Origin of the sequence: Leucobacter sp. Psy1, from assembly GCF_020096995.1 — a bacterium.
In the GTDB taxonomy this organism is placed as follows: domain Bacteria; phylum Actinomycetota; class Actinomycetes; order Actinomycetales; family Microbacteriaceae; genus Leucobacter.
This window is the reverse complement of the sequence record NZ_CP083692.1, coordinates 1,273,517-1,294,494: the sequence shown is the minus strand read 5'-3', so window position 1 is coordinate 1,294,494 and position 20,978 is coordinate 1,273,517. Positions and strand designations below refer to the sequence as shown.

General features: G+C 67.2%; 18 protein-coding genes. 15 read left to right on the top strand and 3 right to left on the bottom strand.

Features of this window, described 5'->3' with window-relative positions; all coding sequences use genetic code 11:
* Both K8P10_RS06105 and K8P10_RS06100 read right to left on the bottom strand, forming a co-directional pair.
* Positions 1 to 1,602, bottom strand: a complete 1,602-nt coding sequence (locus K8P10_RS06105; RefSeq protein WP_224780913.1) for a GMC family oxidoreductase — start codon at positions 1,600 to 1,602, stop codon at positions 1 to 3.
* A gap of 306 nt (positions 1,603 to 1,908) precedes the next feature.
* Positions 1,909 to 3,261 carry an FAD-binding oxidoreductase gene (locus K8P10_RS06100; protein ID WP_224780912.1) on the bottom strand — a complete coding sequence of 451 codons (1,353 nt, stop codon included), beginning with the start codon at positions 3,259 to 3,261 and terminating at the stop codon, positions 1,909 to 1,911.
* Between the two features lie 174 nt (positions 3,262 to 3,435).
* Here K8P10_RS06100 and hpaH point away from each other — a divergent pair, with 174 nt between their 5' ends.
* From hpaH to K8P10_RS06060, 8 genes are read left to right on the top strand one after another with little or no spacing between them, the layout of a single operon-like run.
* Entirely contained in the window at positions 3,436 to 4,221 is a 786-nt protein-coding gene (hpaH, locus tag K8P10_RS06095) for a 2-oxo-hept-4-ene-1,7-dioate hydratase (protein ID WP_224780911.1), read from the top strand.
* Complete coding sequence (locus tag K8P10_RS06090; RefSeq protein ID WP_224780910.1) at positions 4,206 to 5,057, top strand: HpcH/HpaI aldolase/citrate lyase family protein; 852 nt, start codon at positions 4,206 to 4,208, stop codon at positions 5,055 to 5,057. The genes hpaH and K8P10_RS06090 overlap by 16 nt, the downstream gene beginning before the upstream one ends.
* Before the next feature lie 24 nt (positions 5,058 to 5,081).
* Positions 5,082 to 6,608: a fumarylacetoacetate hydrolase family protein gene (locus K8P10_RS06085; protein WP_224780909.1), complete on the top strand. Its 1,527-nt coding sequence runs from the start codon at positions 5,082 to 5,084 to the stop codon at positions 6,606 to 6,608.
* On the top strand, positions 6,605 to 7,303 hold the full coding sequence (locus tag K8P10_RS06080; RefSeq protein ID WP_224780908.1) for a GntR family transcriptional regulator: 699 nt from the start codon (positions 6,605 to 6,607) through the stop codon (positions 7,301 to 7,303). Before K8P10_RS06085 ends, K8P10_RS06080 begins: the two co-directional genes overlap by 4 nt.
* 36 nt (positions 7,304 to 7,339) lie before the next feature.
* Positions 7,340 to 8,836, top strand: a complete 1,497-nt coding sequence (gene hpaE / locus K8P10_RS06075) for a 5-carboxymethyl-2-hydroxymuconate semialdehyde dehydrogenase (RefSeq protein WP_224780907.1) — start codon at positions 7,340 to 7,342, stop codon at positions 8,834 to 8,836.
* Positions 8,837 to 8,847: 11 nt separating this feature from the next.
* A complete protein-coding gene (gene hpaD / locus K8P10_RS06070; protein ID WP_224780906.1) occupies positions 8,848 to 9,990 on the top strand; it encodes a 3,4-dihydroxyphenylacetate 2,3-dioxygenase in 1,143 nt (380 codons plus the stop codon).
* Positions 9,991 to 10,035: 45 nt separating this feature from the next.
* Positions 10,036 to 11,001, top strand: coding sequence for an ABC transporter ATP-binding protein (locus K8P10_RS06065; protein ID WP_224780905.1), 966 nt, complete (start codon positions 10,036 to 10,038; stop codon positions 10,999 to 11,001).
* Positions 10,998 to 12,116: an ABC transporter permease gene (locus K8P10_RS06060; RefSeq protein ID WP_224780904.1), complete on the top strand. Its 1,119-nt coding sequence runs from the start codon at positions 10,998 to 11,000 to the stop codon at positions 12,114 to 12,116. The genes K8P10_RS06065 and K8P10_RS06060 overlap by 4 nt, the downstream gene beginning before the upstream one ends.
* A 23-nt stretch (positions 12,117 to 12,139) precedes the next feature.
* On the opposite strand, the gene K8P10_RS06055 is transcribed toward K8P10_RS06060, so the two are convergent.
* Positions 12,140 to 12,616, bottom strand: a complete 477-nt coding sequence (locus K8P10_RS06055; protein WP_224780903.1) for a DUF3237 domain-containing protein — start codon at positions 12,614 to 12,616, stop codon at positions 12,140 to 12,142.
* A 60-nt stretch (positions 12,617 to 12,676) separates the two neighbouring features.
* Between K8P10_RS06055 and K8P10_RS06050 the strand changes: the two genes are divergently transcribed.
* The 7 genes from K8P10_RS06050 (at position 12,677) to K8P10_RS06020 (ending at position 20,936) form a co-directional block, all read left to right on the top strand.
* Complete coding sequence (locus K8P10_RS06050; protein ID WP_224780902.1) at positions 12,677 to 13,621, top strand: LysR family transcriptional regulator; 945 nt, start codon at positions 12,677 to 12,679, stop codon at positions 13,619 to 13,621.
* A 103-nt stretch (positions 13,622 to 13,724) separates the two neighbouring features.
* On the top strand, positions 13,725 to 14,840 hold the full coding sequence (locus K8P10_RS06045; protein ID WP_224780901.1) for a TRAP transporter substrate-binding protein: 1,116 nt from the start codon (positions 13,725 to 13,727) through the stop codon (positions 14,838 to 14,840).
* A gap of 53 nt (positions 14,841 to 14,893) precedes the next feature.
* A complete protein-coding gene (locus K8P10_RS06040) occupies positions 14,894 to 15,505 on the top strand; it encodes a TRAP transporter small permease (RefSeq protein ID WP_224780900.1) in 612 nt (203 codons plus the stop codon).
* Positions 15,502 to 16,863 carry a TRAP transporter large permease gene (locus K8P10_RS06035; protein WP_224780899.1) on the top strand — a complete coding sequence of 454 codons (1,362 nt, stop codon included), beginning with the start codon at positions 15,502 to 15,504 and terminating at the stop codon, positions 16,861 to 16,863. The genes K8P10_RS06040 and K8P10_RS06035 overlap by 4 nt, the downstream gene beginning before the upstream one ends.
* A 44-nt stretch (positions 16,864 to 16,907) precedes the next feature.
* Complete coding sequence (gene mdlC, locus K8P10_RS06030; RefSeq protein ID WP_224780898.1) at positions 16,908 to 18,503, top strand: benzoylformate decarboxylase; 1,596 nt, start codon at positions 16,908 to 16,910, stop codon at positions 18,501 to 18,503.
* A gap of 38 nt (positions 18,504 to 18,541) precedes the next feature.
* A complete protein-coding gene (locus K8P10_RS06025; protein ID WP_224780897.1) occupies positions 18,542 to 20,011 on the top strand; it encodes a benzaldehyde dehydrogenase in 1,470 nt (489 codons plus the stop codon).
* 1 nt (position 20,012) lies between these two features.
* Positions 20,013 to 20,936: a ketopantoate reductase family protein gene (locus K8P10_RS06020; protein WP_224780896.1), complete on the top strand. Its 924-nt coding sequence runs from the start codon at positions 20,013 to 20,015 to the stop codon at positions 20,934 to 20,936.
* Positions 20,937 to 20,978: the final 42 nt, after the last annotated feature.

Here is a 20,978-nt window from a genome sequence, read left to right as displayed (position 1 = left end):
CTACCGTTCTCCGGCGAGCACGAACTTCGCTCCCTGCTCCCCGATGAGCACGGCTGGCGCGTTCGTATTGCCCGTCGTGATGCGCGGCATGATCGAGGCGTCGATCACCCGAAGTCCGTCGACCCCGTGCACTGCGAGACGCGGCGAGACCACGGCCATCTCATCGACGCCCATCTTGCAGGTGCCGACCTGGTGGTGGTACGTGGCCAAGGTATTGCGCACGTAGTCAACCAGGTCCTCGCCGTCGCCCACGTCTGGACCGGGGTAGATCTCCGTCGATCCCCAGCCGCCCTCGTCCGGAGCCGCGGCGAGCGCGGCCTGGCTGCCGATACGGCGGCACTGCTGCACCGAAGCGACGAGCGACTGCACGTCGTGATCCGCAGTGAGCACGCAGGGGTCGATCAGCAGCGGATCCTCGGGTGACGGGCCCGAAAGGGAGATCGAGCCGCGGGACTCCGGCGTGACGAGGCCAGCCATGAGCGAGAATCCGTTGTCACCCAAGGGCTCCAGGAAGTCGCCGTACATCGGCACCGAGAAGTGAATGGGCTGCGTGTCCGGTCGGTCGAGCTCTGCGCGGCTCTTCCAGAACAGGTGGGACTGCGTCACCGAGACTCCCTCGCGCGGCGGGTCGATCGGCCGCTCGGTGTCGAAGATCACCGGCGCGAGGAAGTGGTCGTGCAGGTTCTTGCCCACGCCGGGCAGGTCGACGCGCGGCTCGATCCCGATCTCACGCAGCTCGTCGGCGGGGCCGATGCCGCTGCGCAGCAATACGCGGGGAGAGTCGATCGCGCCGGCGGCGAGAATCACCTCATCGGCGTGCAGCTCGCGCACCTCCCCGCCCTGCGCGAAGCGCACGCCCACGACGCGCGGCCGCGCAGACGGTTCTGAGCCAGCACCGTCGTGGGCGTCATCTCCGGCGAAGATCAGCTCGTGCACGTGGCAGCCGGTCTCGACCGTGATCCGGTCTCGCGCAGGCTTCACATAGGCCATGTAGGTGTTGAAGCGCTTGCCGTCTCGAACGGTGATCTGCTGCTGCGAGACCCCCTCGATCGAGGCACCGTTGTAGTCGGGGTTGCGCGCGAGGCCTTCCTCGACTGCCGCGTCGATGATGGACTGCTGTATGGGGGACAGTTCGTAGTCATCGGTGACGTCGAGGAGGCCTTCGGCGCCGTGGAGGGCGGGTTCTCCCCCGCCACGGTAGTTCTCGATAGCGCGGTAGACGGGCAAAACCTCCTCCCAGCTCCATCCCTCATTACCTAGAGAGGCCCAGTGATCGAAGTCCTCCGGTACGCAGCGCACCCAGATCATGGCGTTGAGCGAGTGCGAACCGCCAAGGACCTTCCCCCGCGGCAGATGCAAGCGGTGCCCGTTCGCGCCCGGCTGCGGAACCGTGAAGTAGTCCCAGTCGTCCGGCGAGTGCCAGATCTCCCCCATCCGGCTGAGATCGTGGATGGCGGGGTTCGTGTCCTCACCGCCCGCCTCGAGGAGGGTCACCTCGACACCAGCGTCGGCGAGCCTGCGCGACACCACCGAACCGGCCGACCCAGCGCCGACCACAATCGCCGTCCTCGGCGCGCGTACCGAATCCGCATGCTCCGACATAAGAACTCCTTCCACGCACGGCACCGTTGCCGCATCGACGGCACCAGCCTGGCAGCACTCGCCGCTCGGGTCGAGTGCCGCCGCGGGGGTGGTCGCCCTGAGTCAAATGGACTGCGGGGCGAGTCAACCGCAGCTTTGCGGGATACCCGGCCGCCGGAACTGCGAAGAGTCCGGCGACCTCCCCACTGAAGCCGGAACTCGCCGAGAATGCACATAGTTGGGATTCACCGCGAGTGTGACCCGACTTACTGCGGTCTCAGTGAGGCACAGGTGCGACACCAGGCACAGGTGCGACGTTGGCGACGCTCAGATCCCCCGGCCGGGCGTCAGGATTCCCTCGGGGTCCAGTGCGCGCTTGATCGCCCGCTGCACGTCGATCGCGGTCTCATCGAGCTGCCACCCGAGTTCGTGCCGCTTCACCGAGCCGATGCCGTGCTCGCCGGTGACGGTGCCGTTGAGGGTGAGCGCGAGTCGGGTGATGTCGTCGATCACCGCTTCAGCGGCCGCGTACTCGTCGGCGGACTCGCCTGCTTCGACGGTGCAGTGCAGGTTGCCGTCGCCGGCGTGCGCGACCGTCGAGACGCGGCGGCCGTGCTCGCGCGCGACCGACTCCACTCCGAGGAACATCTCGGCGAGCGCAGCGATGGGCACGCCCACGTCGCAGGACACGCGCAGGCCACGTGCGTTGAGCGCCGGGTTCGAGAGCCGGCGTGCTTCGAGGAGCGTGTCGGTCTCCGATATCTCCGAGGCCACGCTGCCGTGCGCCGCGCAGACCGCGAGGATCGCCGCGGCATCGTCGGCGGCTCGCGGGCCCACCGTTTGACCGACGAGGATCGCCGCATCACCGAGGGGCAGGCCACTCGGGTGGAACGACTCGATGATCTCCACGCTCAGCGCATCGAGAAGCTCGAGCACCTCGGGCCTCGCCGGACCGGAGACGATGGCTGCAACGGCGGCACCGGCGTCCTCGATCCTCGCGAAGCTCGCGCGGAATGTGCGCGGCTCCCCCTCGGGCACCGGCTTCAGTCGGACGGTGGCGCGCGTGATGACGCCGAGCGTGCCTTCGGATCCCGTGAAGAGGCTCGTGAGATCGAGCCCGGTGACGTCCTTGATGGTGCGGCCCCCAGTGCGCATGACGCGCCCGTCAGCCAGGACCACCTCGAGTCCGGCGACCGAGTCGGTGGTGACCCCGTGCGCGACGCACCGCAGTCCCCCCGCGTTCGTCGCGATGTTGCCTCCGACCGTCGAGATGCGGGCGCTGGCGGGGTCCGGCGGGAAGAAGAGCCCGTGCTCGTGCGCTGCACGGTCGAGCTCGGCCGTGATCACTCCCGGTTCGACATCGGCGAGACGGTTCGCTGGGTCGATCGCGATGATCCGGTTCATCCGCTCGAGCGAGACGACGAGCCCGTCCCGGTATCCGACCGCTCCTCCGGCGAGCCCGGTACCCGCACCGCGCACGGAAACGGGGACCCGGTGGGCGGTGGCCCACGCCAGCGCGGCCGACACCTGGTCCGTAGTCTCAGCGAGCACGACGGCGACGGGCGAGCCCTCGGGCGCGGCCCTGGACGTGTCGCGCGCATACGGCGCCATCGCCTCCGCATCGGTGAGCACGGCGGCTCCCAGCCGCTCGCGCAGGTCGTCGAGCGCGGTCGGACCCATGGCACCCCTTTCGTTGCGTCGAGTATAGGGGTCCACACTGTCCTCGCGAGATGGCGGGGGCTCCATACGGAGGCGCCCCTCAGCCCCGAGCGCGATGCTGCCATCACCCCTAGCGCAATGCCAGCAGATCATATACGATCTCAGATACGTATTCATTGAGGAGACGGAGGCCCTGTGCTCACCGAGACGCAGATCGAGACCATCGCCGACGAACTCGTCCGGGCCGATCGCGAGCGGGCTGTCCTGCCCCGCCTGACGCAGCGGTACCCCGACATGACGATCGACGACTCCTACGCGATCCAGAAGCTCTGGTCCGACCGGCGCATCGCGCAGGGGGCTCGCCTGGTGGGACACAAGATCGGTCTCACCTCGAAGGTCATGCAGGTCGCGACCGGGATCACCGAACCCGACTACGGAGTGATCCACGACGATATGGTCGTCGAATCCGGGACCGCCCTCGAGTTCGACCGCTTCTCGAATGTGCGCATCGAGGTCGAGCTCGCGTTCGTCCTCGCGAAGCCGCTCTCCGGGCCCGGCACGACGATCTTCGACGTCCTCAACGCCACCGACTACGTCGTTCCCGCCCTCGAGGTGCTGAACTCGCACCTCGAAATGGAAGGGCGGACGATCGTCGATACGATCAGCGACAACGCCGCAATGGGCGCCATGGTCCTCGGGGGCCGGCCCGTGCGCCCGGACGGGCTCGACCTGCGGTGGGCCTCTGCACTCCTCTCCCGCAACGAGACGATCGAAGAATCCGGTGTCGCTGGCGCCGTGCTCGGCCACCCGGCGATGGGCGTCGCCTGGCTCGCCAACAAGCTCGCCCAGCACGGACAGTCACTCGATGCGGGCGAGATCATCCTCGCCGGCTCCTTCACGCGGCCGATGTGGGTCGAGCGCGGAGACACCGTTCACGCCGACTACGGCACGCTGGGGGCGGTGACATGCCGGTTCATCTGACCCTGCCCGAGACGTTCGTCTCCCGTATCCGCTCCGCTGACCGTCCGCTTGCGGGCCTGTGGGTCTGCTCGGGCAGCGCGGTCGCCGCCGAGATCGTCGCCGGCAGCGGCATCGACTGGGTGCTGCTCGATGCCGAGCACTCCCCCAACGGTCTCGAATCGATACTGGCGCAGTTGCACGCCATGTCTGCGTACCCCGTCGCTCCCGTCGTGCGGCCGCCGTTCGGGGACCCGGTCACGATCAAGCAGGTGCTCGACCTCGGCGCCCAGAACCTCCTTATCCCGATGGTCGACTCCGCTGAGCAGGCCGCCGAGGTCGTGCGAGCGGTGCGCTATCCGGGCGGGCCGCACGGCGGTGTGCGCGGGGTCGGGTCGGCGCTCGCACGATCCGCACGCTGGAACCGGGTCGATGGCTACCTCGGGCGCGCGAGCGAGACCATCAGCCTCACGGTGCAGATCGAATCGGCCGCCGCGATCGCCGATGTCGAGCGCATTCTCGCGGTCGACGGTATCGACGCCGTGTTCGTGGGCCCGTCGGATCTCGCCGCCTCCATGGGGTTCCTCGGCCAGCAGGGGCACCCCGACGTCGTCGAGGCCGTACTCACCGCGATCCGCGCCGCGAACGCCGCCGGCGTGCCCGTCGGCGTGAACGCCTTCGTACCGGAGGACGCCGAACGCTACCTCGCCGCGGGCGCCGACTTCGTCGCCGTCGGCGCGGACGTGGCGATCCTCGCGAGACAGACCGAAACCCTCGCCGACCGCTTCACCGCGCCACGCACTGACGAAGCGGACGCAGCCGACCAGGATCGGACGAGCGCACCGCGCCCGTCCTACTGACCACGACCCGGAGGAACCACAGACATGAGCATCGGCATCGACACGCCAGGCAAGATCATCGCCGTGCACCTGAACTACCCGTCGCGCATCGCGCAGCGGGGCAGGTCCCCCGAGTTCCCCTCATATTTCTTCAAGCCCGCGTCCTCGCTCGCGCCGACCGGAGGCGTCGTCGAGCGTCCGGCCGGCACCGAGCTCCTCGCGTTCGAGGGCGAGATCGCGCTGGTGATCGGCAAGCCGGCCCGCTGGGTCGCCCCCGACCAGGGGTGGGCGCACGTCGCGCAGGTCACCGCAGCCAACGACCTCGGACTCTACGACCTCCGCGCCGCGGACAAGGGATCGAACGTGCGCAACAAGGGTGGAGACGGCTACACGCCGATCGGCCCGGTCGCGATCCCGACGGACGGCATCGGCGAGGGCGACTGGCGGGTGCGCACCTGGGTCAACGGCGTACTGGTCCAGGAGGACACGTCCGACACCCTCGAGTTCCCCTTCGGACAGCTCGTCGCCGACCTGTCGCAGCACATGACGCTCGAAACCGGCGACGTGATCCTCACCGGCACCCCGGCCGGGTCCTCGGTCGTCCTCCCCGGCGACGTCGTCGAGGTCGAGGTCGACGCCCCTCACGCCGCAGGCGCACCGACGAGCGGTCGCCTCGTCACCACCGTCACGCAGGGCGAGCACGCCTTCGGCGACTTCGGCAACCGGCCGAAGGTCGACGACCTGCAGCGCATCGAGGCTTGGGGCAGCGCCGAGGAGCACGCCGCAGCGGTCGCCGCGGGTCGGGCGACCGCCCTCGACGCCGAAACGGCGGGAGCCGATGACCCCGCCGGTTCGCCGCTCACTGATGAGATCCGCGACCTGCTCGCCGACGTGGCGGTCGCCACCGTCTCTGCGGCGCTGCGAAAGCGCGGCTACGTGGACATCTTCATCGACGGCGTCCACCCGAACCACGAGGGCGACCGGATCCTCGGCCCCGCGAAGACCCTCCGCTTCATCCCCTTCCGCCCCGATCTGTTCACGGCCCACGGCGGCGGTTTCAACGCCCAGAAGCGCGCGTTCGACACCGTGAACCCCGGCGAGGTGCTCGTCATCGAAGCCCGCGGCGTGCGCGACACCGGCACCGTCGGCGACGTGCTCGCGTTGCGGGCACAGGTGCGCGGCGCCGCGGGCATCGTGACCGACGGCGGGGTCCGCGATTTCGCCGCGGTGCAGGAGTTCGACATTCCCGTCTTCTCGCAGGGCGCGCACCCCAGTGTGCTCGGTCGACGGCACGTGCCCTGGGAGACCGACGTGACGATCGGGTGCGGCGGCGCGGCCGTGCAACCGGGAGACATCATCTTCGGTGACCGCGACGGCGTCATCGTGATCCCGCCGGCCCTCCTCGCCGAAGTCGCTACAGAAGCCGCCGCGCAGGAGCGCGCGGACGCGTGGATCGCCGAGCAGGTCGCGGGCGGCGCGCCCGTCGACGGACTCTTTCCGATGAATGCCGAGTGGCGGGCCCAGTACGAGGCCGAGACCGCGGATGGCGGGCACACGGGCGCGAAGCCATGAGCACCGAGTCGAAGTCGCAGCGCGCCTACCGGGTCCTCCGCGAGCGGATCGACGACGGCACGTACGTGCCAGGCTTCCGGCTCGTGCTGGCCTCGATCGCCTCCGAACTCGACATGTCGGTCGTACCGGTGCGCGAGGCGATCCGACGGCTCGAGGCCGAGGGCCTCGTCACGTTCGAGCGCAACGTGGGTGCTCAGGTGGCCCTCATTCAGGAGACCGAGTACCTGTACACCATGCAGACCCTCGCCCTGGTCGAGGGCTCGGCGACGGCGCTCGCGGCTCCGGCCATCAGCGCCGAGCAGATCGCCCGGGCTCGGGCGATCAACGAGACGATGCGGCAGACCCTCGCCGACTTCGAGCCGCACCGATTCACCGAGCTGAACCTCGAGTTCCACAGCGTGCTCTTCGAGTCGTGCCCGAACCCCCATATCCTCGACCTCGTCCATCGCGGCTGGAACCGGATGCGCGTGCTGCGCGACTCCTCCTTCAGCTTCGTCCCCGGCCGCGCGCACGAGTCGGTCGCCGAGCACGAGCAGATCCTCGCCCTCATCGAGGCGGGAGCCCCGGCGATCGAGGTCGAGCTCTGCGCACGCGCGCACCGCACCGCCACGCTCGACGCCGTGCTCGCGCGGCAGTCGCCCCGGCACGACTCACCCGACAGACACCACCAGACCCGCGGCACCGACGCCGCCTGACCGCACCAGCATCCGCACACACCAGGGAGCAACACCATGACCCAGCAGACGCCCGCAGGGCTGCCCGAGAAGATCCAGCACTTCATCGACGGTGCGCTCGTCGACTCCATCGGCGGTGAGACGTTCGACGTCTTGAACCCCGTCACGAACGAGACGTACATCCAGGCCGCCGCCGGCCAGCAGGCCGACATCGACGCCGCCGTCGCCGCAGCGAAGCGCGCTTTCGACGACGGACCGTGGCCGAAGATGCTGCCGCGCGAGCGCTCGCGCGTGCTGCACAAGATCGCCGACATCGTCGAGTCGCGCGATGCGCAGCTCGCCGAGCTCGAGAGCTTCGATTCGGGCCTCCCGATCACGCAGGCCAAGGGGCAGGCCAGACGAGCCGCCGAGAACTTCCGGTTCTTCGCCGACCTCATCGTCGCGCAGCACGATGACGCCTTCAAGGTGCCGGGCCGCCAGATGAACTACGTGAACCGCAAGCCGATCGGCGTCGCCGGACTGATCACGCCGTGGAACACCCCGTTCATGCTCGAGTCGTGGAAGCTCGGCCCGGCGCTCGCGACCGGCAACACTGTCGTGCTGAAGCCGGCCGAGTTCACCCCTCTGTCGGCGTCCCTCTGGGCCGAGATCTTCCGCGAGGCGGGCGTGCCCGACGGCGTGTTCAACCTCGTGAACGGTCTCGGTGAGGCAGCCGGCGACGCGCTCGTGAAGCACCCTGACGTTCCCCTCATCTCGTTCACCGGAGAGAGCAGCACCGGGCAGCTGATCTTCGCCAACGCGGCGCCGTACCTGAAGGGCCTCTCGATGGAGCTGGGTGGCAAGAGCCCCGCCGTCGTCTTCGCCGATGCCGACCTCGACTCGGCGATCGACGCCACAGTGTTCGGCGTCTTCAGTCTGAACGGCGAGCGCTGCACCGCCGGCAGCCGGATCCTCGTGCAGCGCGACATCTACGACGAGTTCGTGGAACGGTACGCTGAGCGCGCCAAGAACGTCGTCGTCGGCGAACCGTCCGACCCTGCCACCGAGGTCGGTGCGCTCGTACACCCCGAGCACTACGACAAGGTCATGAGCTACGTCGAGATCGGCAAGCAGGAGGGCCGGCTGGTCGCGGGCGGCGGTCGCCCGGAGGGCTTCGAGCGCGGCAATTACGTCTCCCCGACCGTCTTCGCAGACGTCGCGCCGGACGCCCGCATCTTCCAGGAGGAGATCTTCGGCCCCGTCGTCGCGATCACCCCGTTCGACACCGACGAAGAGGCCTTGGCGCTCGCCAACAACACCAAGTACGGCCTCGCCGCGTACATCTGGACATCCGATCTCAAGCGCGCTCACAACTTCTCGCAGTCGGTCGAGGCGGGCATGGTGTGGCTGAATTCGAACAACGTGCGCGACCTGCGGACCCCGTTCGGCGGCGTGAAGGCGTCAGGCCTCGGCCACGAGGGCGGCTACCGCTCGATCGACTTCTACACCGACCAGCAGGCGGTGCACATCACACTGAACGAGGCGCATTCGCCGAAGTTCGGCGCAGGCAAGTAAAGGGAACGACGATGGCCAAGCTCAACGATGCCGACAAGCAGTCCGCCGGATTCTGGGTGACGAAGGAAGCCCCGATCGAGTCGGCGAACCCGATCCCGAAGGCGACCTCGCCCGCCCCCGACATCCTTCGCTGCGCGTACATGGAGCTCATCGTCACGGATCTCGCCGCGTCGCGCGAGTTCTACGTGGACGTACTCGGGCTGTACGTGACGACCGAGAACGACGAGGCGATCTACCTCCGTTCGACGGAGGAGTTCATCCACCACAACCTGATCCTCCGCAAGGGCCCGGTCGCGGCCGTCGCGGCATTCTCGTACCGGGTGCGGAGCCCCGAGGATCTCGATCTCGCGGTCGCGTTCTACGAGGAGCTCGGCTGCGAGGTGCGCCGCAACCCTGACGGCTTCGTCGAGGGCATCGGCGACTCGGTGCGGGTGGTGGATCCACTCGGGTTCCCCTACGAGTTCTTCTATCAGACCGAGCACACGGAGCGGATGTCGTGGCGCTACGACCTCCACATTCCGGGCGAGCTCGTCCGCCTCGACCACTTCAACCAGATCACGCCAGACGTGCCGCGAGCGGTCGGGTTCATGCAGAATCTCGGATTCCGGGTGACCGAGGACATTCAGGATCACGAGGGCACCGTCTACGCGGCCTGGATGCGGCGCAAGCCGACCGTGCACGACACGGCCATGACCGGTGGTGACGGCCCGCGCATGCACCACGTGTGCTTCGCGACGCACGAGAAGCACAACATCCTCGCCATCTGCGACAAGCTCGGATCGCTGCGCAGGTCGGACAGCATCGAGCGCGGCCCTGGCAGGCACGGCGTCTCGAACGCGTTCTACCTGTACCTCCGCGATCCGGACGGGCACCGCGTCGAGGTGTACACGCAGGACTACTACACCGGCGATCCCGACAACCCGGTCGTCACCTGGGATGTGCACGACAATCAGCGCCGCGACTGGTGGGGCAACCCTGTGGTGCCGTCCTGGTACACGGACGGATCGCTCGTGCTCGATCTCGACGGCAACCCCCAGCCCGTCGTCGCCCGCACCGACGACTCCGAGATGGAGGTGACGATCGGCGCGGACGGCTTCTCGTACACGCGGTCGGACGGCGAGGAGCAGGGCTTCAAGCTCGGCAACACGCTGTAGCGCGGATCGCCGGTCGGCGGTCGGTGCGAGGGATAGGCTGACGCCATGAGTACCTCCACCGACCCCGAGGGCGGGATCGTCGCCATCGGGCTCGCGCGGTCCTTCGGCAAGACTCCCGTCGTCGTCGACGCCTCGCTCACGGTGCCGCACGGCAGCATCACAGCCCTCGTCGGACCGAACGGCAGCGGCAAAACGACGCTCATGCTGATGCTCGCGTCGCTGCTCGCTCCCGACCACGGCTCCATCAGGATCGCTGGCAACGATCCAGTCACCCAGCTTCCCGCCGTGCGCGCCGCGCTCGGATGGATGCCTGACACCCTTGGCGTGTGGCCGAACCTCACGGTCAGGGAGGTCCTCACGGCGATGGCCAGGATGTACGGCATCCGCGGGCCGCTCTGCACCACCAGGGTCGAGGAGCTGCTCGACCAGACCGGCCTCGCTCCCCTCGCGGACCAGCGCACCGCCACCCTGTCGCGGGGCCAGCAGCAACGGCTCAGCCTCGGCCGCTCGCTCGTGCACCGCCCGCGCGTCCTCCTGCTCGACGAGCCCGCCTCCGGACTCGACCCCGCCGCCCGCTCGCATCTGCGGGGCACGCTCAGACGTCTCGCCGCCGACGGGGTCGCGATCCTCATCACGAGCCATTTGCTCGAAGACCTGGAACAGGTCGCCGACCGAGCCGTCTACCTGCGCGACGGCCGAACGGTGGACGCCGAGACCCTCGCGGCGGCGAGTACCGGCGAGCGCTACCGCGTGCGCGCCCTCGATCACACCGCGCTCGTCTCGACACTCGCGGGTTACGGTGCCGTGCGCGAGGAACGGGCGACCGCGGCCGGACCCGCCGTCATCGTGGACCTCGCCACGGAGCAGGAAGCCGTGGCCCTGCTCCAACGGCTGGTGGGATCGGGGGTGCCGGTCGTGGACTTCGCTCCCGTCACCGGGCGGATCGCGCGCACGTTCATGCACCTGGGCTCAGACGGCGGACCGGCGCACGAGGGAGAGGAATCCCCATGAACCCGGCGACTCCAGGGCTTCTCCGCGGTATCGGAATCGTGGCGGGGCTCGAACTGCGTCAGCGGATGCGCTCACGCGTCCTGCTGATCCTCGCCATCGTCTGGTTCGTCGTGATCGGCGCAGTGACGGTGGTGACCTGGTTCATCCTCGACGCGGGCGCCTCCGCCTACGACACCTCGGTGCAGGGGTTCCCGATGTTCTCGGTGATCGTGTACTTCGTGCTCCTGTTCGGCACGCTCGTCGCCCCGGCTGTCTCCGCGGGTTCGATCGGCGCCGATCGCGCTGCCGCAACGCTCGCGACGACGCAGGTCACGCTGCTGGGACCGTGGGCGATCCTCCTCGGCAAGGCGCTCGCTGCCTGGATCACAGGTATCGCGTTCCTCGTGGTGGCGTCACCGTTCGTCGTCGCGAGCCTGGCGTTCGGGCAGTTCAACGCGTCGAGGCTCCTGCTCGCTTTACTCGCACTCGTTCTCCAGATCGGCCTGTTCACCATCATCGGGGTCGGCCTGTCTGCGCTCATCTCGTCGCAGGTCTTCGCGATCGTCACCGCGTATCTCGTCGTGGCGCTCCTCTCAGTGGGCACGTTGATCGCGTTCGCGCTCGCTACGGGGCTCAGCACCCAGTACGTCGAGGTCGAGAGCCAGACGCTCACCGACGAATACTGGGAGGCGGTGGACGCGTGCGCTCCCGACGACTCCTCATGCTTCGACGCGGTACCTGAAACATGCGAGCCGACCGTCGACACGTGGCCCGTCACCGACACCACCGGGACCTGGTGGGTGCTCGCGCTCAATCCCTACGTGGTCGTCGCCGACACCGTCACGACGGGGCAGGGCGGTCCATCGCGCGACAGGTGGGCCGACGACGACCTCTTCAGCACGATCGCGGGGGCCGTCCGTTCGATGCAGGTCGCCGAAACGGCCGAGCCCGGCTACAACGAGTGCGCCCCGTCGGCACTCGAGACGCCCGTCGAGGACGACCTCGACGACACTGTTCCGGTGTGGTGGCTCGGGATGACGCTGCAAACCGTACTCGCGCTGCTCGCGCTCGGCGGAGGGTACCGGCGGCTCCGCACGCCGGCCAGACACGTGCCCCGCGGCTCCCGCATCGCGTAGCGCGGAGTGAGCGCCTCGAGTGCCTAGAGCACCTCGAAGACGTCGACCTGTACCCGGTCGGGGAAACGTTGGCCGGCTCCGATGAAGACGCGATCTTCAAGCCAGGACCAGGAGCCGCTCGCAGTGAGTCGGGGGACACAGCGGAAGTAGACCCGTTCCGGATCAACCGGCTTGCCCGCGGCGATTCGCTCGACGTCGGCGGGACTTGCGGTGCGGACCCCGGCGTTCTCGACGATGATGACCTCGTCGTCGTCGGTGCGGATCGCGTACTTCGCGAGGAGATCGGTCGTCGTGTCGGAGCGGATGACCTGGAAGTCGGCGCCTGCCGGCAGGACCTCGCCGCGGATCGCCGGTCCCTCCACGGCGCCACCCGTGATGTGGATGATCCGATGCCGAGCGGACCCGATGGTGCCGGTCTCGACCGGCGTCGCCACACGGATGGTGAATCGCGCGAAGAACCTCAGGTCTGGCGGCTCGGGGCTGGGTCGCTCGTTCGGCATCGATGCTCCTTCGCACGTCATGACTCATTCACCCGGTCGTCGTCACCCTACTATGAAGTTGTGGATCTGAACCTTCTTCGCACGTTCGCGGCGATCTATGAATCCCGGAGCCTGACCGCCGCCGCCGAGAACCTGTACGTGTCGCCGTCAGCGGTCAGTCAGACGCTCGCCAAACTCCGTCAGAACTTCGATGATCGCCTGTTCATCCGTGTTGGTCGTGAAATGTCATCCACGGCATTCGCCGACGAACTGTATGGCACCGTGCGCGAGGCTCTCGACGCGCTCGACCGTGCGGTCGCCACGCGCGGCTTCGCACCGAGGGAATCTCGGCGCCGCTTCAAGATTGCGCTGACCGAGATGGGCGAACTGCACTGGGCCGCACCGATCTCGCGAGCACTACGACGTCACGGGCCTCATATCAGCCTCGACGTGCAATCGCTCAACCTGTCGACGATCGAGGAGGACCTCACGCGAGGAACCGTCGATCTCGCAATTCACTCCGCGAACCTCAGTGCGCGCCTCGATTCCCGGCCCATCAAGTCCGAGGACTACGCCGTGCTGCTCGCGGCCAAACACCCGCTCGCGGCCGATGATCGCATTTCGTTCGAGGACTACTGCGCCGCGGATCACGTCTTCGTGAGCGGGGACTCGGGGGCACCGTGGGTGCGCTCCGCGCTCGCACGACTCGACCAGCACGTCGAACCGCGGCTGCACGTGAACCACTTCTCAGCGCTCCCCCGCATTCTCCAGGGAGCCGCCCTCATCGCCACTGTTCCCGGCAGTCTCGCAGAGGTCTGGTCGCAGTCACCCGAGTTCGCTGCCCGTCCACTGCCGTTCGGGCTCGAGTCCATCCAGGTGCGTCTGTACTCCAGGCGCGCGTACCAGGATGCGCCGGCGCTGCACTGGTTCCGGGAAACCGTGACACGGGCGATCACCGAGACCGAATCGCGCAGCGTCACGTTCCCCGTCCCCTTCGTCATCGACGAGGTCAGTAAGTCACGCTAACACCGCCCGTTAGCAACGGGCGGTCCGGAAGGGTCCCGCTGCCCGCCTCTCCCTGGCTAGCCTCGAATTGCATCACTCGTGGATATTCAATGGAGAGTACACAATGACGTTACACAGTCGATCACGCCGCCGTACCTACGCCGCCACCGCCGGAGTCGCGGTGGCCGGTCTCATGCTCGCCGGCTGCGCCGACGGCGGCGGCACGGCCGGAGGCGACGAAGACTATGTGCTGACCTTCGCCTCGTGGGCGACCCCGGGCAGCTCGAACGAGGCCATCCAAGAAGAGTGGATTCGGATGATCGAGGAGGCCACCGACGGCCGCATCACGTTCGATGTCTCCGGTGCCGGCGCGCTCTGCGCTGCCGACGAGATCCCGGAGTGCGTACGCGACGGGCGTGCAGATGTCGGACAGACGATCTCCGACTACGCACCCCAGCTTTTCCCGCAGACCACCGTCGTGAGCATCCCCTTCATCACCCAGAACGCTGACGCCACGCATGAGACCCTCTACGCGCTGAGCACCGAGCACGAGGGTGCAGCCCAGCTCTGGGAACAGAACAACCTGAAAATGCTCGGCCACTGGCCCGCGGGGCGGCTGCTACTCGGCAGCGACGAGCCCGTCACCTCGATCGACGACGTCGCGGACCTGCGCTGGCGCATGGCGGGACCGTACATGCAGGCGGCGGTCGACACCATCGGAGCGGGCAATGTCGCCCTCACGGCGCCCGAGACCTACGAAGCCGTCGAGCGCGGTGTAGTCGACGCAGTCGCATTTCCGATGGACGGCCTCGTGAGCTACCAGCTCAAGGACATCCTCCCGCAGTGGACTGACCCGGGCATCGGTCAATACACGACCGTCGGTCAGTGGATGAATCTGGACGTCTTTAACGGTCTCCCCGACGACCTCCAGCAGGCCGTGCAGTCGGTCAACGACGAGTTCAATTCAGGCCCCGCCATGGACGTCTTCCGCGAAGTGACGACGGAGCAGTGCGACACGATCCTCGAGACGATCGACGGCATCGACGAGTGGGACCCCGCCGCGACCGACGAGTGGGAGGCCGCCGTCGGCGATGATCTGCAGAAGAAGTGGATCGATGACGCCACCGCGAATGGACTCGAGGATGCAGCGGGCTACCTCGAGATGTACCAGGATGAACTGGCAGCGTTCGACGAGTCCGTCGTGGAAGATCCCTCGCTCACCTGCGCCGGCCGTTCATGACGGTCTCGGATCCGAGCACAGTCTCGGCACCTGCACCCGATCCAGTGCGCCGCTTGGCACGCGCGATCGCTGGCCCGCTGGGCGCGCTCGCATCGCTCTCGACCATCGTGATGATGGTCGCCATCGTGATCGATGTGGTGTCGCGCAACATCGGCCAGAGTTCGGTTCCCGGGCTGGTTGAGATGAGCGAGTCCGCACTCGTCGCCACGGTGTTCCTGGGCCTCGCCTATGCCGGAGCGACGAACGCGCATGTGGCTGTCGATCTCTTCACCGACGCCATGCCCGCGGGACTCGCGAGGCTCGCCACCCTGACGATGTGGATCCTCGGGGTGGGTATCACGGCGTGGTTCGTGGTCGGCAGCATGCAGCGCGCGCTCGCCAGCACACGGTCGAACGAACTGCGTGCTGGCCTCGTCGATTGGCCGCTCTGGCCCTCGCGGTGGCTCATCACGATCGGCCTGATCGCCTTCCTCATCGTCGCCGTCATCAATGTAATTCTCCTCCTGCGTAAACAACCGTTGCTCGGACAGGAGATCGTTCCCGATCCTGCAGCAGGCACGCTGGCGTCGCCAAACGGCACAGCCGGTGATGCGGCTGCTCTCGGCAACACGCGCACCCGCGCAGACGACACCCCTGATAATGCCCGAGACGGAGGTGACCGATGACTACCGGAGCCGTGATCCTCGTTGTCGTTCTGCTGCTTCTCGTGTTGCTCGCCTGCCGAATGCCGGTGTGGCTCGCACTCGCCGGGTCGGGAGCAGCCGGTCTCTTCCTCCTGCGCGGCGAAAAGTTCGTGACGAGTTCCCTCGGGGCGGTCCCATTCGACCAGACCTCGACATTCTCGCTGACGATCATCCCGATGTTCATTTTGATGGGAACGTTCGCCGTGAAAGCGAACATCGCCGAGCAGGTGTTCGCCGTCGCCCAGCGCGGCTTCCGCAAGCTGCCTGGAGGTCTCGGCATCTCGACGGTCGCAGCGTGCGCAGGTTTCGCTGCCGTGTCCGGCTCAACGATCGGTACCGCCGCGACGATGGCGAATCTCTCGGTCAACCAGATGCGGAAAGCCGGATACCCCACCAGTCTCGCGGGCGCGCTCGTCGCCGTGGCCGGCACACTCGGCGCGATGATCCCTCCGAGCGTCTTCCTCGTGCTCTACGCGATCCTCGCGGGAGAATCCATCGCGCAGATGCTCGCCGCAGGCATCATTCCCGGTGTCCTCTCAGCGATCGCGTACATGGTGTACATCGGTCTGAGGACACGGAAGATGCAGTTGGTCGATCCTGCTGCCGCGGAGACGGACTCAGCGCTCGGTGAAGCGCTTGAACAGGCCAGAAGCGGGGCAGCCGCTCAAAAGCTGCGCCTCCCCTTCCGGGGCGTCGTGCGCCTGGCCATCCTGTTCATCATCATCATGGGCGGGATCTACAGCGGTATCTTCACTCCGACCGAGTCCGCCGCGGTCGGGGCGCTCGCAGCAGCGGTCATGCTGGTCCTGGAGTTCCGCCGCGCTGGTGCACGAGAACTCTGGATTCGCGTGATCGATGCCCTGCAGGAGACAGCACGAACGACGTCGATGGTGTTCGCCATCATCGTCGGGTCGGCGATCCTGTCGCTCTTCTTTGTGGTCGCTCGCGTCCCGCAGACGGTCACGGACGCGGTGACATCGCTCGACGTTCCCGGCTGGCTCATCCTGGCGCTGCTGCTCGCCTTCCTCATCCCGCTCGGTATGGCACTCGAGTCCATCTCGATCCTGGTGATCACGGTTCCGCTCCTCTACCCGGTGGCGATGGAACTGGGCTTCGACGGCATCTGGCTCGGAATCCTCATCGTGAAGCTCATCGAGATCGGCATGGTCACTCCACCGGTCGGCATCAACTGCTTCGTCGTGGCTGGCACGGCTGGGATCAAGTCGAGCGAGGTCTTTCGCGGCGTTTGGCCGTTCGTGGTCATGGAGATCGGGCTCGTGGCCCTCTTCTTCGCGACACCATCGCTCGTGCTCTGGTTGCCATCATTGGTAGTGCAGTGATGTCAGCTGCTCACATGGGGGTCTCCCCCGACGAAAGGAACCATATGTCGCCCACGACTGTACGCGAGTCGGTGTTCGCGCTGGCACGGAATCACGGCATCTCGAAGGTCTTCGGGAATCCGGGGTCGAATGAGATCCCGTTCCTCGCGGGTCTTCCCGAAGACATGGAGTTCGTGCTCGGCCTGCACGAGCAGGTCGTCGTCGGGATGGCCGAAGGGTATTCACGAGCCACGGGAGAGCCGGCACTCGTCAACTTGCACGCGGCCTCAGGCAGCGGGAATGCCATGGGCGCGCTCACCAACGCGCGTTCCGGGAACGTGCCACTGGTGGTGATCGCCGGACAGCAGGTTCGGAGGACAGTCGGACAGGAGACGATGCTCTCGAATACTGATGCGGCGACGCTCCCGGCGCCGCTCGTGAAGTACGCACATGAGCCGCTCGCCGCCGCGGACGTGCCCCGGGCACTCTCGGAAGCCATCTTCGAGGCGACGACGCACCCCCGCGGCCCTGTCTACCTGTCAGTACCGCTCGACGACTGGGAGCAGCCCGCTCTCGAGAGCGATGCACTGCTGCTTCGCCGATCGGTGCTGCGCGACCGGTCAGAAGACGGACTGGTGGTCAGAGAGCTCACCCGGACGCTCAACGCTGGGACCCGTGTCGCCCTCGTGGTCGGCGGGGAGCTCGATGCCGCTGCGGTAGATCAGCCCGCGGTGTTCGCTGCAGTGCAGGAGCTCGCCGAGAAGCTCGATGCTTCGGTGTTCATCGCACCGTCGCCGTACCGCTGCGCGTTCCCGACCACTCACCCATCGTTCGAGGGGGTCTTGGTGCCCGGCATCGCATCGGTGCAGGAACGATTGGCACCATTCGATACGGTTCTCGTGATCGGGGCACCCGTGTTCCGTTATCACCGGTGGGAGCCCGCCGACTACGTTTCTCCTGACGCGCATGTGTGCCAGCTCACCGAGGATCCGCACGCCGCAGCGCGAGCACCGTTCGGTCGGTCCTACCTCGCAGAGATCGGGTCAGCGCTCCTGGGGCTCGCTCGCGACGTCACCGACCGCGGCGTACGCCGCGAAGCAACGGAGCGCAGCCACCCCGAGCCGGATGCGGCTGCGTCCCCGTTGACTGGTCACGACCTGCTTCAAGCGATGAACACGCTCGTCGACGACACCGTGGTCTATGTCAACGAGACAACGACGCTGGATCTCGACTATCTGGAGCGCGTGGACATCGACCGGCCGGGCATGTACCATTTCCCCGCTTCAGGGGGCCTTGGCTTCGGACTCCCTGCTGCTGTCGGGTTCGCTATCGGGGATCCACAAGCGACGGTCGTCGCGACGATCGGTGATGGATCGGCGAACTTCGGCATTACCGCTCTCTACACCGCGGCTCAACGCCAGACGCGCACCATCTTCATCATCATCAACAACTCAGGGTACGGTGCGCTCGCCGGGTTCTCACAGCGGATGGGCGCGGACCACGTTCCCGGCCTCGAACTCGGTGGCATTGATTTCGTCGCGATCTCCCAGGGATATGGCGTGTCGGCGAGCCGAGTCACGTCCCTCGAAGAGTTCGTCGAGGCATACCGCTTTGCCCTCACCACCACCGGACCGATCCTCATCGAAGCGATCGTCCAATGACCCCATCAGAACCCACTCTCGTCACACAAGGAGGAACAATGTCAGATCAGAGCACAGGCCTGGATCCGCAACGCTGGGAGGGCCGGCTGTTCACCGGCGAGTGGACCACCGGATCCGCTGGGACTACCGACGTCCGTGAACCTGCCACAGGTCAGACGCTGGGCCGAGTTGCACTCGCCAGCGGCTCGGATGTGCGGGAGGCCGCTCAGCGCAGCGCGGTTGCACAACGAGAGTGGGCGGCGCTCAAGCCCGAGGTTCGGGCCGCCGTTCTCCGCAGAGCCGGTGCGTTCTTCGAAGACCACGAGGCCGAATTGGCGGAGTGGATCCAGCGTGAGACCGGCGCCATCGCGGCGAAAGCCGGTCTCGAGCTCCACGTCGCAGCAAACGAGTGCTTCGATGCCGCCGCACTGCCGCATCATCGGAACGGCGACGTACTCGCATCCGACGGTGACCACTGGTCGTTTGCAAGACGGCAACCTGCCGGCGTCGTTGGAGTGATCTCCCCGTTCAACTTCCCCCTCATCCTGTCCATCCGCTCGGTCGCGCCTGCACTGGCGCTCGGAAACAGCGTGATCTTGAAGCCCGACCCGCGCACTCCCGTTTCCGGTGGATACATGATTGCCCGTGCGTTCGAAGCAGCGGGTCTTCCGGCCGGAGCACTGCAGGTCCTTCCCGGTGGCGCCGAGGCGGGTGCGGCACTCACCGAGGCACCGGAGATCACCGTCGTGTCCTTCACGGGATCCACCGCGGCGGGGCGCAAAGTCGGCGAAGCCTGCGGGCGCACGCTCAAGCGCGTGCACCTCGAACTCGGCGGCAACAACGCGCTCGTCGTGCTTCCGGGCGCAGACGTAGCGGCAGCAGCATCAGCCGGCGCATTCGGGTCGTTCCTGCACCAGGGTCAGATCTGCATGACGGCCGGCCGTCACCTGGTGCACGAGTCGATTCGCGACGAGTACATCGCAGCGCTGCGCGAGAAAGCTGCGCAGCTGCCGGTCGGCGATCCCTGGGCCGATGGCGCGCCGCTCGGACCCATCATCGACGAGGGTCAACGCGACAACGTGGACCGTATCGTGCATGAGGCCGAACGAGCCGGAGCGACGATCGAGACCGGAGGCACCTCCGAGGGCCTCTTCTACCGCCCCACCGTGCTGTCCAACGTTTCCGCCGACAATCCCGCTTGGACCGCAGAGATCTTCGGGCCGGTGGCGCCCGTCATGTCGTTCTCCACGATCGAAGAAGCCGCCGACATCGTGAATGCGAGCGACTACGGTCTGTCGGTGGGCATTCTCGGCGACGTGGGCACCGCCATGAAACTCGCCGATCTCGTGCGTTCCGGCAAGGTCCACATCAACGAGCAGACGGTTGCAGACGAATCGAACGCCCCGTTCGGCGGCGTCGGCGACTCGGGCAACGGTTCGCGCTTCGGCGGGTACGACGCGAACATCGAGGCGTTCACAGAGACGCAGTGGCTGACCATGCGGTCCGATATCGCCCCCTATCCCTTCTGACATGGCGATGAAGATAGTCGTCGTCGGCGCCGGCGCCATGGGCAGGCTCTTCGGGAACCTGCTCATCGCCGGCGGCGAAGACGTCACCATGGTGGACGTCGATCCCGAGGCGATCGCCGACCTGAACCTCAGAGGAATTACGGTGGCCCTCGAAGGGACAGAACACCACGTCGCCGCTCGTGCCGCGCGCGCGGAAGATCTGACGGACCCCGTCGACCTCATCATGGTGTTCACGAAGTCGATGCACACTCGGGCGGCGCTCGACTCCGTCCGGCATCTCGTCCATCCTGCGACACTGGGCTTCACGGTGCAGAACGGCCTGGGGAACCACGATCCTCTGATCGAGCTGCTGGGTCGCACTCGCACCCTCGTGGGTATGACGGACTATCCAGCCGACCTCGGCCCTGATCGCGTGGTGCACGCACGGTCGAGCGGGAGCGTGGTGATCGGGACTCTCGACCCATCGGCCGATCCAGCTTGCGCGCGCGTCGCCCAGACCCTCAGCGATTCAGGAGTCCGGACGACCGTGCACCCGGCGGTCCTCATTCCGATCTGGGAGAAATTGGCGTTCAACGCAACGCTCAACACGCTCACTGCGGCCGCCGGTCTCACCGTGGGCGAGGTCGGCGCGAGTCGAGACGCGAAGCGCATCGCGCTGACGGTGTTGGCAGAAACGCTTGCGGTAGCCGGCGCGATCGACATGCCGGTCGACCCCGCCCGGGTGCGCGAGCACGTCGAATGGGCACTCGAGCACCACGCTGATCATCGTCCGTCGATGCTCGTCGATCTCGAGTCGGGCCGACTCACCGAGGTCGATAGCATCGGCGGTGTCGTGTGCCGTCTGGGCGCGACGCACGGAGTCGCTGTTCCGGTGCTCGAGACGCTATGCGCAATCGTGCGGCTCAGGTCCGCCGCTCCGAAGTGATGAACGCGGTGGCACGCGACGCGTAGCCGCGTGCCACCGCCC

Coding starts and splice junctions, on each gene's coding strand:
- K8P10_RS06100 (WP_224780912.1), bottom strand. CDS start 3,261: ATGGGTCCGACCGCGCTCGACGACCTGCGCGAGCGGCTGGGAGCCGCC.
- K8P10_RS06025 (WP_224780897.1), top strand. CDS start 18,542: ATGTCAGATCAGAGCACAGGCCTGGATCCGCAACGCTGGGAGGGCCGG.
- K8P10_RS06065 (WP_224780905.1), top strand. CDS start 10,036: ATGAGTACCTCCACCGACCCCGAGGGCGGGATCGTCGCCATCGGGCTC.
- K8P10_RS06090 (WP_224780910.1), top strand. CDS start 4,206: ATGCCGGTTCATCTGACCCTGCCCGAGACGTTCGTCTCCCGTATCCGC.
- K8P10_RS06055 (WP_224780903.1), bottom strand. CDS start 12,616: ATGCCGAACGAGCGACCCAGCCCCGAGCCGCCAGACCTGAGGTTCTTC.
- K8P10_RS06020 (WP_224780896.1), top strand. CDS start 20,013: ATGGCGATGAAGATAGTCGTCGTCGGCGCCGGCGCCATGGGCAGGCTC.
- K8P10_RS06035 (WP_224780899.1), top strand. CDS start 15,502: ATGACTACCGGAGCCGTGATCCTCGTTGTCGTTCTGCTGCTTCTCGTG.
- hpaE (WP_224780907.1), top strand. CDS start 7,340: ATGACCCAGCAGACGCCCGCAGGGCTGCCCGAGAAGATCCAGCACTTC.
- hpaD (WP_224780906.1), top strand. CDS start 8,848: ATGGCCAAGCTCAACGATGCCGACAAGCAGTCCGCCGGATTCTGGGTG.
- K8P10_RS06085 (WP_224780909.1), top strand. CDS start 5,082: ATGAGCATCGGCATCGACACGCCAGGCAAGATCATCGCCGTGCACCTG.
- mdlC (WP_224780898.1), top strand. CDS start 16,908: ATGTCGCCCACGACTGTACGCGAGTCGGTGTTCGCGCTGGCACGGAAT.
- K8P10_RS06060 (WP_224780904.1), top strand. CDS start 10,998: ATGAACCCGGCGACTCCAGGGCTTCTCCGCGGTATCGGAATCGTGGCG.
- K8P10_RS06045 (WP_224780901.1), top strand. CDS start 13,725: ATGACGTTACACAGTCGATCACGCCGCCGTACCTACGCCGCCACCGCC.
- K8P10_RS06080 (WP_224780908.1), top strand. CDS start 6,605: ATGAGCACCGAGTCGAAGTCGCAGCGCGCCTACCGGGTCCTCCGCGAG.
- K8P10_RS06105 (WP_224780913.1), bottom strand. CDS start 1,602: ATGTCGGAGCATGCGGATTCGGTACGCGCGCCGAGGACGGCGATTGTG.